The sequence below is a fragment of the Vibrio satsumensis genome (genome assembly GCF_050337435.1).
Taxonomy (GTDB): domain Bacteria; phylum Pseudomonadota; class Gammaproteobacteria; order Enterobacterales; family Vibrionaceae; genus Vibrio; species Vibrio satsumensis.
Window position 1 is genome coordinate 1 of the sequence record NZ_JAKJSX010000013.1, and the last position, 13,307, is coordinate 13,307.

The window sequence follows — 13,307 nt, forward strand, 5'->3', positions numbered from 1 at the left end:
AGACCAGACCATTCATTCGTCCACATTAAATTCAATGCTTTTCGTTTTGTCTGAGCAGTAGCCGCATGGTTAGTTGGTAAAAATGAATCAGTACCATGGATGGCAAAGACTTGAGCCCAATACCGTATCTGTCTTGAAGAAATTGAATATTGTTTTGCTAAGTAGAGAGATGACGTGCCATCTAAGTATTGCTTAGCAATGATACATTTTAGCTCTCGGCTATATTTGGACATAAAAAGACCCCCAATAATTGGTGTCCAACTATTGGGGGTCAGTTCAAATGCGGGCTTTGGTTCAATCAATTCTGATTATGCTTTTACAGCTTTACAATCGTTTGAAGACGTTAAAGGTTTGAAGAACAGCTTAGTTTCTTCGATAACCACGTGGCGTAGTAAAATAAGGCCGATCAGGTTTGGAATTGCCATCAGGCCGTTCACGATATCGGCCATTATCCAGATCATGTCGAGCTTTAGGAATGCTCCAGAAGCCACTAATGCGATGAATATTATCTTGTAAGGCAATACTGCTTTGGTACCTAGCAAGAACACAACGCAGCGCTCACCGTAGTAGTTCCAACCTAAAATTGTTGTAAACGCAAAGAAGATCAGGCCAACAGAAACCAACATAGGGCCAAGGGTGTCTGCATTCAAACCAACGGCGAATGCATGAGTGGTCATCGCAGCACCAGACAGGTCCGTTTGCCAAGCGCCCGTTAAGATAAGCGCCAAACCTGTCATGGTACAGATGATGATGGTATCGAAGAAGGTACCTGTCATAGATACAAGGCCTTGCTTCACGCATGAATCTGTTTTTGCCGCCGCCGCCGCCATTGGTGCGCTACCTAGACCAGATTCGTTCGAGAACACACCACGAGCGATGCCTGATTGGATAGCAAGCATGATGCTTGCACCAAAGAAACCACCGGTTGCTGCTGTGTTGGTAAACGCAGAGGTAACAACAAGGGTAATAGCATTCAACAGTTGGTCTGCATTTGAAATCAGAACGCTTAAACATGCGACAACGTACATAACCGCCATCGTAGGAACAACTTTCCCTGCCACCTTAGCGATAGATTGAATACCACCAAGGGTTACCACTGCCACTAGTATCGTTAGAACGACAGCAGACATCTCACGAGAAGCACCAAATGAAATTTGAGTTGCGTCTAAGATAGCGTTTACTTGTGGGAAGGTACCAATACCGAAGCAGGCAACACCGAGCGCGAAGACAGCGAACATTACCGCCAAGATTCGTGAGCCGACACCGTATTGCAGGTAGTACATTGGGCCACCAACCATTTCGCCATTGCTATCGGTTCTGCGGTATTTAACGGCAAGTAGACATTCTGCGTATTTGGTCGCCATGCCAAATACAGCGGCAAGCCACATCCAGAATAGGGCACCAGGGCCACCAATCTTGATTGCGGTCGCTACACCAACGATGTTACCTGTACCAATGGTTGCGGAAAGCGCGGTACACAAAGCGGCAAAACTTGATACGTCACCCGTACCGGATTTGTCTTTGCTGAATACCATTTTTAGCGCGGTTGGGAGGTGTCTAAACTGGAGTAAGCCTAAGCGAAAAGTAAAGTAGATACCTGTACCCACTAGCAGAATAAGCAGTGGTGGTCCCCAAACGAATTGGTTGATGGTTTGTAGTGTAGCTTGTAGGTGGTTCATAGATTCCCCTTAATAAATTAAAAATTTAAGGAGAAGAGGGAAGGCAGTGCAGATCACTGGGATCGGGAGCACTACTTAATACATACGGATTTCTAGATAGAATTCTTTTGTTAATTAAGGCTGTTGCTTTCCACTCCTCTGTCCTTTTGCCTGAGAGTTTCACTTAGCGAATCACTTATAGATAAGTAACGGGCACTAAGCTTGCTCCTTCGGCGACCGATCTAACGGTTCTCTCCAGAGGTTCCTCCAACGACAGTCCTCACTTTTCTGGATTTCTCCAGCATAAAGCACCTGAAAGATTTACTTCTTCGGCGGGTCAATCTAACTAAATGTTAATATTTAGTTAAAAACCACTCTCCTGCAGTCTTCATCGGAACAATTACCTAAATGATTAGGTAATCTGTAGGCGTATCCTAGATCATATAAAATGTGATGTCAGCTACAAAATATCTGTTTGCACAAATGTTGTTCAACTAAATGATCAAACAACGAGTCTCTGACGTAACTTGCTTATTTAAATGGTATAAAATAGAGAAACAAGGAGGAGTTATGACTCGACTAATAGCGATTGTTTTTTTATTGGCTTTGGCATTTGTACTATTTCGTTACCGGACAAACGAAAAACTGCAAAAAGGGGTTGTGATAGTTATCGTAAGTAGCTTCCTTTTGTATACTGCCAGCTTGATGATTTCGGAGTTAACTCGTTAAACCTCTCTGTAGACAGTTGGGATGAATGTGTTAGCAAAGCTTAAGTGCTTCTGGCTTGAGCGATAGGTTTAACTGAGCCTACACTATCAGTATTGGCATCAGTGCCAGTGACCGTGTAACGTTAAACAAATTTTTGGGAGTACCCGCTAGTGAACCAGCAATCTGGACAAAGCGAACAAGATGAAGTTGTTGTTATTGAAGAACGCGATAAGCGCAGTCAGCTCTATATCGGCATTGCTGCGGTTATAGGTTTAGCACTGGGTGGCTTAATCGGTTCTACAGTCACGGCTTCGAAGTGGGAGTCCACTTATCAGGTACTCGAAACCCGTTATCAAGAACTGCGCGACAGTAAAACAGAATTGATGACATCGGTTGAAGCTAAAGTGGCAAAAGTTGATACCGAGATCGACGCCAAAGTCGAAGTTGCGCTAGCAAAGCAAGCGGAAGAGCATCAAAAAGAGCTTCAAGAGTTAGCGAAACAATCTGCGGTTTTAGAAAAGGCGAACTACTCGTTAGAGCAGCAGTTAAACGAACAAAAGCAAACGCTAGATAAAACTGAGCAATATAATCAAAAGCTAAACCGTCAGGCGGATATGCAGTCGACCTTGTTTGAACGTTCTCGTGAACTGTTCCGTAAAGAATTACAAATATCTCAAGAACTTGAAAAGCTTGAGAAAGAAAGAGACGAGCTTGAACAGAACCTTGGTTCACTTAAGAAAGCGTGTGATGTGTTCTTAGATGGCACATCATGGGATGCGAAATCTGACGCTTGTGAGAAACAAGATAATGCTAACTCTAGACTGAGTGATATCAGACAGATGATTGAAGTCCACACCATGGATCTCAAGCAAATCAAAACGCTAACCGAAGAGATGGGTTTATAAACTCAAACCTTTAATCATTCATCTTTGGTTATCGCTATAACTATTCAAACGCCCACATCATGAAAATGGTGTGGGCGTTTTTCGTTCTAGATTATTTTTGTAGGTGAGCTGGACAAGTTTGTAAGTGCTCTACAAACATCGATATCTTCTTTGCTAGGTGTTTTCTTGATGCGTAGAAAGCATATAAGACCAAATCTTCAGGTTTATACTCAAGCTCAACGACTTCTAGAGAGCCTACCTTGATGTCTCCGAGACAGGCTTCAAGTGGCAATATAGAAAATCCAAGTCCAGCTAAGGCACCGGCTTTGGCGAGGCTTCCACTGTTTACTCTAAATGATGAATTTACTTTTTGGGTAATCAGTTCACCATCTGTGCTCTTGAATATCCAGGGTGTTCCATTCAATGCTGTTAAGCTGCTAATACAGGGTACGTGGAGTAAATCTGTTATTTGAAAAGGGCGCTTGGAGTCTTGAATTAACTTTGGTGCCGCAACAACTACACTCGGCCAACGTCGAATTTCTCGTGCAATCCAATTACTATCGGCCAACTTACCTCGACCAAAACTCAAGATAACATCAAACCCATCAAGCAGATCGCCTTTGGGGCTCAAGTTCGTATCACAACAGAGTGAAACTTTGGGGTGCTCAGTACAGAACGAAATTACAGCCTGCGCGAGAGCAGGTGTGTCTGGCATCAATATTCTTAATTGCCCCTCTATGCCGTGTGAATATCGTGTTACTCCCTCTAGTGCTTCATTAAGCTGATCTAATAGAGATTGTGTCGATTGGTATAGTTTCTCGCCGGCTTCTGTTGGCGCTATTTTTCGGGTGGTTCTTTCAAACAACCGAGTGTTGAGCTTTTCTTCTAATAGGGCTATGTGTCGGCTAACGTTTGATGTTGGTAAATCTAAAAATTCTGCTGCTCTTTTAAAGCTATTGTTCTCGAAAACGCTATGAAAGCTTCTAAGCCATTGCTGTTCTATTTGATCGATCATCTTTATCCCAAATTCTTGGATTATGTAACCAACAATAGCTACTTTGTTGACCTGTTTCACTTTGTACAATAACACCATTACCAATCAGTACAGTAGGGTGAAGTTTGTTCATTATAAATCGTATTAAGTCTTTGTTACCAAGTAAGACTTCGTTACCACGTCGCGTTGTTTTTGGTTGTTTTGTTATTCACTTCTTAGTTGCACTTGATGCTCTTATTATTGTCCCGTTAAGTTCAACAATAAGCTTAAGCCTAGAAGAAGATGCCTCACAAGCTGGTTATCTTGTTTCTGCGTATGCGATCGCAGCGGCAATCATATGTTTATTCACGAAAGGCACAACAGACCCGGATAGAGAAATAAAAAGAGTATGTATCTGCGTTGTAGGTTTAGCTATGACGACTTGGCTATCAACGTTGATCACTGATTTTAATGGTTTGCTTGCTTTTAGAGTGATCTCGGGATTTTTCGGTGGGGCATTAGCTGTTCTAAATCTGAATTATCTTACCTTGCGCTCTGGTGACAGTGATCGAAAGCGAAACATCGCTGTATTACTGAGTTCGTTTCCATTAGCGTTAAGTGTGGGTGTACCAGCGCTTATTATTTTGTCCTCCGTGAGTGATTGGCAAATGAGTTTCCAGGTGATTGCTGGCTCACTATTCATGATTGGTGTCGTGGTGTTTCTGTCACCATCAATTCTATCAAAACCAGAAGATACAAAGTCGATAGGCACAGATAATCAGCCATTTACGTTAACTGAATTTCTATATAGTCGGGATCTTCGTTTTGCGATTTGTTTGGCATTCGGCACCGTGCTCGGTACTTTTCTGATCTCGACTCAGTTTCCAGTTATGCTCGAGGTGAACCTAGGAATATCGCCAACTTTACTAGGGTATTGCTATGTGATTAGCGGGACCTGTTCTTTTGTTGCAATGCAAATCTTCGGGCGTATTCGAGTTTCCAACAAAGCGGTTTTCCTCCTTATTACATGCTTATCATTGGCGATGGTTATTTCTATCGTCTTGGGTTTTAGTTCCTTAAATGTCGGAAATGCAGCTGCTGCTTTTATTGTATTTGTAGTGGTGAGCTCAACACGAACTTTAGTGATATCTGTTGAGCTGATTAACGCTCTTAGTCCTAATAAACGTATGCTTTTAATTCGTATACAAAGTTCCCTACAACATTTTGCTGTCGGATTTGGAGGGCTGTTTAGTAGCTCCTTGGTACAGTCGCAATCTGACTCATCTTTGGATTTTGATGTTTTGGTCTATGTCGCAGTTTGTATTGTTCTGTGTGTTCCTTTGCTTTGGTGCGCTCATAACAGAGGGAAGGGCTTGCATACTGCTAAGTGACCACAAGTGCTCATTGCATTTTTGAATGGTTCATAGCCGTTTTCACACTATTACCAAGCTATTCGTGATTAGAGCCGTAAAATAGTTTTAATATGTGCTTAATTGAATATTTGGTGACAGTGCACGCATATTTATAGGGTTGAGAAACAGCATAATAGCGTTGTTCTAGGATGAACACGCGGTCTGTTGTCATTCTTTGATTAGATCATCTCAATGGACAGGGAATAAACCATGAATGAATATCAGTGTGAGAACTGCACCATGGCTTATTGTTTCGATGATTGTCGTTTGTCACTAGCACAAAAAGAGATGATCGAAGTAGAAGAGTTGGTTCGTCGTATCGACGTTGAGCACGATAGTGAAAAGAGTCAGCAAGGCATTGAGGATAGCTGCTAGCCTAACAATTCAAACATAAAAAATCCCCACAAGCAAAGCTGGTAGGGATTTTAGGTTAATTGCAGTACTGTTCTCGCTTTCTCAAGCAAAGGGTATTACAAAAATTTTTAGAACAGTGTTATTTGACGATAAGCACTGAAGAGAAGTTATTTCTCGTAAGTTTTGATTTCGCCAGATTTCACGCGAGCAACAAATGATTGCAGTTCCTTCTTCACAACTGGCATCAAGAAGTACAGACCAAGAATGTTGAAGATAGACATTGCAAAGATAGCCGCGTCAGAGAAGTCGATTACCGCGCCAAACTGAATCGTGGCACCAATAACAACAAACACACAAAACATCACTTTAAAAATCAGTTCCGTTGTTTTGCCTTCACCAAATAGGTAAGTCCACGCCTTAAGACCGTAGTACGACCAAGAGATCATTGTCGAAAACGCAAACATGATTACCGCAAGAGCAAGTGTGTATTTAAATACTTCTGCAGTTTCAGTAAACGATGCTGCAGTAAGTGTTACACCCGTTAAACCAGAACCATCGAATGGACCTACATTTAAGCCAGCGATAGTGATAACCAATGCTGTCATTGTACAAATGATTACCGTATCAACGAACGGTTCTAATAGTGATACTAGACCTTCGGTGATTGGCTCTTTTGTTTTAACCGCTGAGTGAGCGATAGCTGCTGAACCTACACCTGCTTCGTTCGAGAATGTTGCACGCTTCAAGCCTTGGATTAACGCACCAATGAAGCCACCAACGACACCTTCACCAGTAAATGCACCTGTAAAGATTGCGCTGAACGCAGGACCAACTTGATCAAGGTTAGAACCGATTACAATCAGAGCCATACCGATATACAGAGCAGCCATCCAAGGAACAACTTTTTCCGTTACCGATGCGATAGAAGGCATACCACCAACAATCACAGAGAAAACTAAAGAGGCGAGTACAAGGCCAGTGATCACACCGTATTCACTTGGTACATCAAATGCGTAAGTTAGCATCGCGTGTGCTTGGTTAGCTTGGAACATGTTACCGCCACCCAATGCACCTAAAATACACATCAGTGCGAAGCCAATAGCGAGCACTTTGCCTAGTCCACCTAAACCTCTTTCACCAAGGCCTTGGCTTAGATAGTACATTGGACCACCCGAAACAACACCTGAAGGTAGGATAGTTCGGTATTTCACACCTAAGGTACACTCACAGAATTTAGAAGCCATACCCAGAAGGCCACACAAGATCATCCAGAATGTCGCGCCAGGACCGCCAATCGCAAGTGCAGCACCCACACCGGCAATATTACCAAGCCCAACAGTTCCAGAAAGCGCGGTTGTTAACGCTTGAAAGTGAGAAACTTCCCCTTCGTGTTTGGAACTAGGGTCTGTGTACTTACCTTTAATAATGTCTATTGCCATCCCGACACGTTTAAATTGAACAAAGCCAAAGTAAACAGTAAAGATAATTGCAGCGAGCAATAGCCAGCCAACAATTATTGGAAAGCTTGCTTCACCTACAGGGACGCTTTTAAATATCAGTCCAACGAACCAACCTGTGTATTCGTTGAAAAATCCATCAACACTTTGACTTAAGTTGCTGATAGCTTGATTAAATGATCCTTCTTCTGCAAATGCACTGGAACTAAATAATAATATAAACCCAAAAAATAATTCACGTAAGTTTTTCATGGTTTTCCCTGTCTTTTTTATTAAATTATGTTTGTTGCTGTTGTGTTTGTTTTCTATTTGCTTTGTATATTCCAGTAACTTATCCACTTCATTCGACGGCAACATAAACGGTTGTAGCTGGGTCGAAAAACGAAATAAATATAAGTACTGATCTTGCTTTATATGTATATCCTTTTGGTATGTGCACCAATAAGACTATGGCATTCGGCTTACCAAGTCTTACTGACAAGCCTATACATAAAAATAATGCCATCAAAGAAATTTTTACAATAAATTTACAATTGTACGAGTTTCGTCATTGTTTGGGTATAAGTGGGCTTTTTTTAGGTAGCAAAAGGCATATGCAGTGGCAGTTATAACGACTGGTGAATGTTGATGTACTTTTGAAAGTCTTAGACATTCGATGGCTGAGGACGTAAATCTGAGGACATTAAAAAAGCCCTGTTCATATCAGAGCTTTTAATGGTTTTCGATGAGAGGGAAGTCTTATTGCTTAGTTTGTAGACTTAGGACTAAGCCGCTCGATGGCTGCTGCCAGTGCTATTGTTAACGTTACTTTTGCTCGATTTGTGGTAGAGCTTAAGTGCTAATAACGAAGCCCATAACGCAACTTGTCCCCACAGCAATGTCCATTGAAACGCTACTTCCTGCCAAGATGCACCCATCTGATTAAGCGCTAAGAAACCTTGAATTGCTGGTGTGCTTGGGAATAACTGGGATAACAGCACTAACCACTCAGGCATCATTTCAACGGGCCAGATAAAACCTGAAGAGAAGATCAGTGGCATTGAACTGATTAACACCACAACCGTGACTAGCTCTCTTCTTGGTACTAGCTCACCGATAAAAATTCCGATTAAACAACTGGCCAATAAGAAAGGCAGCAGTAGAGTTAGAATTTGAGTCATAGAGGCGAGCAAGTTAATCCCGTACATTGAGAAGCTGGCGCCGAAGTAGTACATCGACAATAGGTAATAAATGCCAACTAAGGTACAACAACGAGCAAGAATCAGTTTCGCCGGAGAGGTTTTACTCCAGTAGCCAAACGTTGATTGAGCGTTTTGGGTTGCACCAACTAAACCAGAAGCCATTGCTAAGGTTTGTTGCAGGATCAACACAAAGACGGCTGGAACTACGTAATCGATGTATCCCATGCGGCTATTGAAGGTGGGTTTTAGGTTCAAGCTGAATGCGCTGTAGCCTTTGGCTGCGGATTCCAAAGGTACACCTTCGACTAATAAGTGACTGACCTTTACTTGCGCAGCTAGCGTGCCTCCGGCCTTGGCAAGCCCTTCAACAATGGTTCCGTATACCAAGAAGTAGGAAGCATCGCCCGCGTAAGAAAGCGTCGGGCTCTTACCGAGCAGTAAGTCTTTATAGAAGTCTTCTGGGATGACGAGGAATCCGCCAATCTCTTGGTTAAGTACGGCTTGTTTTGCATCAGCGATGCTGGAGTCTCGACGTACCAACTCGATTTGAGAGGTGGCATCCACCATTCGCTCTAATTGATAGCTGCTTTGACTCTTGTCCAAGTTTACAACGGAAGTTTTGAGCTGTTGAGGAACTTGGTTCGCGTAAGGCAATGGATACAAGAAAGAATAGAAGACCACACCACCGAATACCGTAAGAAGCACGACAGGGTTACGCAGTACCGCTAAGAGTTCTTGCTTGAGCAGTTGAGTAAAGCTCATCGTTTTACTCCTTGTTGTGCTGATAGTTCTGGTTTCTCTTGCTGTGTTGCTTGTGTTGCTTGTGTTGCTTGTGCAGACAGAGCTGACTGCGCCAAGTGTTTCTTAATCAACAACATCACCACGAAAGCAGGAACCGCGTACCACAACATAGTAGAGAGGCTGATCAGCGATTGTGCCGCGCTCACGCCATAACTTGATTGTGCTGTTTGTACTTCGATGTAGTGACTCACTGGCAATAAGCTTCTCCAGATTTGAGCTGCCGTGTTCATGTCAGTCACTGGAAAAGTGATTCCCATAAACGCAAAGCTTGGTGCCGTGAAGGCGCCAGCGAAGCTCATTGCCCTTGCTGGATCAAGTGTTAAGAAGAAAAACAAACATCCCATGATGATACAACTAATCACGGTAAGCAGTTGGGCAATGGTCAATGCCACAAAGCTGCCGTTAAATGGCCACTCTAAGAGGATATAGAACCAAAAACTAAACGCGATACCAAACATCAAAAACAAGACAAGATAGGGCGTTAATGTTGATGCGAGTGACTTCATAGGGGCGTTGGATAACCAAGCTTGAAGGCCACGAGCTCTAACGTTCGCTGTTAGGATCAGTATCGTGCCTACCACAATCATAATCTGCCACAGCGCAGGAATAACCGCAGACACCAAGAACTGAGCATAACTGGTGTTCTTGTTGAACAGTGGCGTGATCTGGCTTTGCACTGTTACTGCTTGGCCTAATGCTGATTGCACCGTGGTATCGCCGTGTGACAGTTGTCTCACGACTTCAAGTTGCGCGTTAAAAGTCCCTTGAGCCTGCAGCAACGCTGAGTTCACCAGCTTACCGATCAAGATAAATTGGCTGTTGTAGAACACGGACACTTGTGGATTCAAACCGAGCAGAAGATCTCGGTCGAAGTGCCTTGGTATCACAACATAACCATAGATATCGCGTTCAATCATCGCTTTCGCCGCTTCACTCGCCGAGCTGTATTTGTGAGTGACTTGCAGCGTTGGTGATGCATCAACAAGACGTGTGAACTGTTGCGAGATTTGACTGTGCTCAAGGTCGACAACTGCAACCGGTAAGTCACGAGCGATTCCTTGTGAAAAAATCAGCCAGATACTGGCAGCAAGCATCAAAGGGAGCCAAGTTAGGCAAGACAACAACCATTTGTCTTTACGTACAATCGCCCACTGCCTAAGCAAGGTACTCTTCACTCTATGATGCTCTGGTGATTGCGAGCTTCTAGATTGTGAGCCTGTAGATCGCGTTCCTGTAGATCGAAAGTTAGCAGACATAAGTCACCTAAAGCTCAACCACAAGGCTCATACCCATGCGCAATGTTTCGTCCGTGTCGACAGGGTGAGCTTCTACTTCAAAAGTACGTAAGTCGAAGCCTTGTGCTGCGTCAGTGGAACGCCAAGTCGCGAAATCACCCATTACGGCGATGTGAGTTACTTGGAAAGTTAATGATTTATCCAGAGCCGGTAGATATGCCTCAAACTGGCTGCCTTTATTGAAATGCTTAAGCATGTCTTCACGCACATTGAGTACGGCCCAAGCATCCTTGGTGTCGATAACAGTCACAACAGGGAAGCCTTGTGGCGCGAGTTCTCCTCTGCTCAATAGAACCTGAGAGACTTCGCCATTAAACCAGCTGTGGATCTGTGTGTCTTTTGCGTAAGCTTCAACTTCCGCTACTGCACCTGCTGCCATTAATGCTTTTTGAGCGGCTGCCACTTTGGTTTCGTCACGAGCACCTTCTTGCGCCAATTGATACATTTGGAATGCAGCGCTTTCGGTGTACTTCGCTGCTTGCCACTGTGTTTTCGCTTCATCACGTTTCTGTTCGGCAACCACACCATCGTTGTAAAGGTTGTTTACGCGTTGGTAAGTTTTGTCCATCAGATCAGCCGCCGCTTTGGCTTTTAACCATTGGTCTTTAGCGGCTTGGATCTGTTGAGTACGTGCGCCATTTTCTGCTTCTTGTGCTAGTGCGCCAGCGGCTTTTTGTCCCGCTTTTGCTTGTTCTAGCTTCGCATCAATTTCAGGGCTAAGAAGAGAAAATATCAACTCGCCTTTTTCAACTGAATCGCCTTTGCGCACGAATATTTCATCAATTCTGCCGGGTACTTTCGATGAGATGCTGTATTGCTGCGCATCGATTTGGCCTTGAAGCTTAACCGGCTGAGGTTGATAAGCTTGGTAGAAACTGTATCCGACCCAGCCAATAACGCCGATACCAACTAAAGATAGAAGAAGGGGCTTAATAGGTTTCATGAATTATCCTTTTGACTGGCTATCGGTGTCTGTTTTTGAGTCGAAATCAGACGGAACAGAGGAGGTTAAGTAACTCGAGTAAGCGTTCATTTCGCTGGTTAGCGCTAATAGCTTGTTGAGAGAGATTAGGTATTTGAATCGCGCAGCAGATTGCTGGGTTTTAATGCTCGCAAGATAGAGCTCGGCATCAACCACTTCTAGCGAGTTAGAAAGCCCTTGAGTGAAGGCTTTTTTACGAAGTAAGAGGTTTTCTTGAGCCAATGACAAGCTTGAGTTTAGGCCTTGAACCTCTTCAATTGCTTGGTTTGCTTCAAGATAAGTCTTTTGTACCAATACGGTTAAGTCTTGCTTTGCTTGTGACTTTAGATATTGAACCTGCGATACGGCGCTGTGAGCGGCGGCGACTTTGTCGGAACGGCCAGAAGTGTCAAGCAGTGGCACATTCACACCAATGCCAACCAACCAATCGGGTTTCATTTCACTGGCTAGAGAGTCATCTTCATATAGGCTGTAGTCACCGTAAAGGTAAACTTCTGGGTAGTATTTACCTTTCTCTGCTTTAATTAAGCTGCTTGCTTGTTTCTCTTTTGCATCAAGAATTTTAAGGCCAGGGTAGGTCATCAATGTTTGGTCAATGAACACGTCCATATGAGGCAGGTTCTTATTGATAAACAGTTGCTCTGACGGTTCTACACTTTCACTTTGACCAAGGATCTGAGTCAGTGCTAATTGAGCAATTTTGAGATCGTTCTGAGCTTTAGTACGCTCTACAATCGCTTTATCTAAAGAAGCATCGGCTTGTAGGCGTTCTACTCGTGCGATTTGCCCTTGCTGCTCAAGCTTGATGGCGAAGTCACGGTGCTGAGTTAAGCCCGCTTCAACGGCTTGGCGCGTCTTTACTACGTCTTCCGCTAAGATCACTGAGAAGTAATATTTACTTAAGTCTTCGTAGCGAGCTTGTCTCTCCATCAATAGCTGGCTTTGTGCTTCTTCGCTTTTACCTTCCGCAGCATTTTGCGCAGCGGTAATTCGTCCGCCGGTAAAGATAGGCCAAATAGCACGGATGGAAGAGCTGAAGATGTCTTGTTCAGTGATGGTTGAGGTAACGCCGCCAAGCCCACTTAATATAGGCTGAAGAATACCTCCAACTGCGCCTAAGTTTGGTACACCACTTAAGCTGTCAGTGAACTGTTTACCGTTAATCGTCACGTCACTATCAAGGTGCGTGTAGTTAGCCCCTAAGGTAATTGAAGGCAAGTTGAGACTACTTGTTGAGTTCTGCAGGTGTTGATAACGCTCAACGTTAGCTTGTTGAGCCGCAAGTGAGTTGTTGTTTTCTTGTAATATTTGCCACGCTTCAGAAAAAGTGAGCGGAGCTGCATAGCCTGGCGAAGTCATGGTGCCGAGAAGAATACTGGCGATCGCAAGGTATCGGAATTTTGGTTTGGTCATCTGCATTAAATACCAAATTAGAGTATTAACTCTAATGTTAACAGGGTGATAGTCATTTGTCTTGAGTTGATTGTCTCATATGTTCAGAAACGCGCATAACTCGTTAAGTATATGTAATAAAATACGTGATGCAGGAGACAAAGATCACTGACACGAAAAGAGCACGACAGACGTGCTCTTTAAGTTCAG

10 protein-coding genes, 1 pseudogene and 1 riboswitch are annotated in these 13,307 nt (G+C 43.6%); of the genes and pseudogenes, 3 read left to right on the plus strand and 8 right to left on the minus strand.

Translation table 11 applies throughout. The features are described 5' to 3' along the window. Positions 1-233: pseudogene (locus L4C44_RS17045) on the minus strand (helix-turn-helix domain-containing protein); the annotation flags it as partial. Between the two features lie 75 nt (positions 234-308). Next, a complete protein-coding gene (locus L4C44_RS17050; RefSeq protein ID WP_428805443.1) occupies positions 309-1,679 on the minus strand; it encodes an alanine/glycine:cation symporter family protein in 1,371 nt (456 codons plus the stop codon). A gap of 128 nt (positions 1,680-1,807) precedes the next feature. After that, positions 1,808-1,927: riboswitch (glycine riboswitch) on the minus strand. A 609-nt stretch (positions 1,928-2,536) separates the two neighbouring features. On the opposite strand from L4C44_RS17050, the gene L4C44_RS17055 reads away from it, so the two are divergent. Next, the gene (locus tag L4C44_RS17055; protein WP_428805444.1) at positions 2,537-3,271 is read left to right on the plus strand and encodes a chromosome partitioning protein ParA; all 735 of its coding nucleotides are present in this window, start codon (positions 2,537-2,539) and stop codon (positions 3,269-3,271) included. A gap of 91 nt (positions 3,272-3,362) precedes the next feature. Here L4C44_RS17055 and L4C44_RS17060 read toward each other — a convergent pair whose 3' ends face one another. Beyond that, a complete protein-coding gene (locus L4C44_RS17060; RefSeq protein ID WP_428805502.1) occupies positions 3,363-4,265 on the minus strand; it encodes a LysR family transcriptional regulator in 903 nt (300 codons plus the stop codon). A 104-nt stretch (positions 4,266-4,369) separates the two neighbouring features. On the opposite strand from L4C44_RS17060, the gene L4C44_RS17065 reads away from it, so the two are divergent. Further along, on the plus strand, positions 4,370-5,614 hold the full coding sequence (locus tag L4C44_RS17065) for an MFS transporter (protein ID WP_428805445.1): 1,245 nt from the start codon (positions 4,370-4,372) through the stop codon (positions 5,612-5,614). Positions 5,615-5,845: 231 nt separating this feature from the next. Then, positions 5,846-6,010 carry a hypothetical protein gene (locus tag L4C44_RS17070; protein ID WP_372384131.1) on the plus strand — a complete coding sequence of 55 codons (165 nt, stop codon included), beginning with the start codon at positions 5,846-5,848 and terminating at the stop codon, positions 6,008-6,010. A gap of 146 nt (positions 6,011-6,156) precedes the next feature. On the opposite strand, the gene L4C44_RS17075 is transcribed toward L4C44_RS17070, so the two are convergent. The 5 genes from L4C44_RS17075 to L4C44_RS17095 all read right to left on the minus strand — a co-directional run bounded on the left by L4C44_RS17075 (position 6,157) and on the right by L4C44_RS17095 (position 13,124). Continuing rightward, complete coding sequence (locus L4C44_RS17075; RefSeq protein WP_146489951.1) at positions 6,157-7,698, minus strand: alanine/glycine:cation symporter family protein; 1,542 nt, start codon at positions 7,696-7,698, stop codon at positions 6,157-6,159. Between the two features lie 512 nt (positions 7,699-8,210). Further along, positions 8,211-9,389, minus strand: a complete 1,179-nt coding sequence (locus L4C44_RS17080; RefSeq protein ID WP_428805446.1) for an ABC transporter permease — start codon at positions 9,387-9,389, stop codon at positions 8,211-8,213. Further along, positions 9,386-10,684 carry an ABC transporter permease gene (locus L4C44_RS17085; protein WP_428805447.1) on the minus strand — a complete coding sequence of 433 codons (1,299 nt, stop codon included), beginning with the start codon at positions 10,682-10,684 and terminating at the stop codon, positions 9,386-9,388. Before L4C44_RS17085 ends, L4C44_RS17080 begins: the two co-directional genes overlap by 4 nt. Positions 10,685-10,691: 7 nt before the next feature. Next, positions 10,692-11,666 (minus strand): HlyD family secretion protein, encoded by a 975-nt coding sequence (locus L4C44_RS17090; RefSeq protein ID WP_146489954.1) that lies wholly within the window; start codon positions 11,664-11,666, stop codon positions 10,692-10,694. A 3-nt stretch (positions 11,667-11,669) separates the two neighbouring features. Beyond that, entirely contained in the window at positions 11,670-13,124 is a 1,455-nt protein-coding gene (locus L4C44_RS17095) for a TolC family protein (RefSeq protein WP_428805448.1), read from the minus strand. Between the last annotated feature and the right edge of the window lie 183 nt (positions 13,125-13,307).

Coding starts and splice junctions, on each gene's coding strand:
- L4C44_RS17050 (WP_428805443.1), bottom strand. CDS start 1,679: ATGAACCACCTACAAGCTACACTACAAACCATCAACCAATTCGTTTGG.
- L4C44_RS17075 (WP_146489951.1), bottom strand. CDS start 7,698: ATGAAAAACTTACGTGAATTATTTTTTGGGTTTATATTATTATTTAGT.
- L4C44_RS17090 (WP_146489954.1), bottom strand. CDS start 11,666: ATGAAACCTATTAAGCCCCTTCTTCTATCTTTAGTTGGTATCGGCGTT.
- L4C44_RS17095 (WP_428805448.1), bottom strand. CDS start 13,124: ATGCAGATGACCAAACCAAAATTCCGATACCTTGCGATCGCCAGTATT.
- L4C44_RS17085 (WP_428805447.1), bottom strand. CDS start 10,684: ATGTCTGCTAACTTTCGATCTACAGGAACGCGATCTACAGGCTCACAA.
- L4C44_RS17070 (WP_372384131.1), top strand. CDS start 5,846: ATGAATGAATATCAGTGTGAGAACTGCACCATGGCTTATTGTTTCGAT.
- L4C44_RS17060 (WP_428805502.1), bottom strand. CDS start 4,265: ATGATCGATCAAATAGAACAGCAATGGCTTAGAAGCTTTCATAGCGTT.
- L4C44_RS17080 (WP_428805446.1), bottom strand. CDS start 9,389: ATGAGCTTTACTCAACTGCTCAAGCAAGAACTCTTAGCGGTACTGCGT.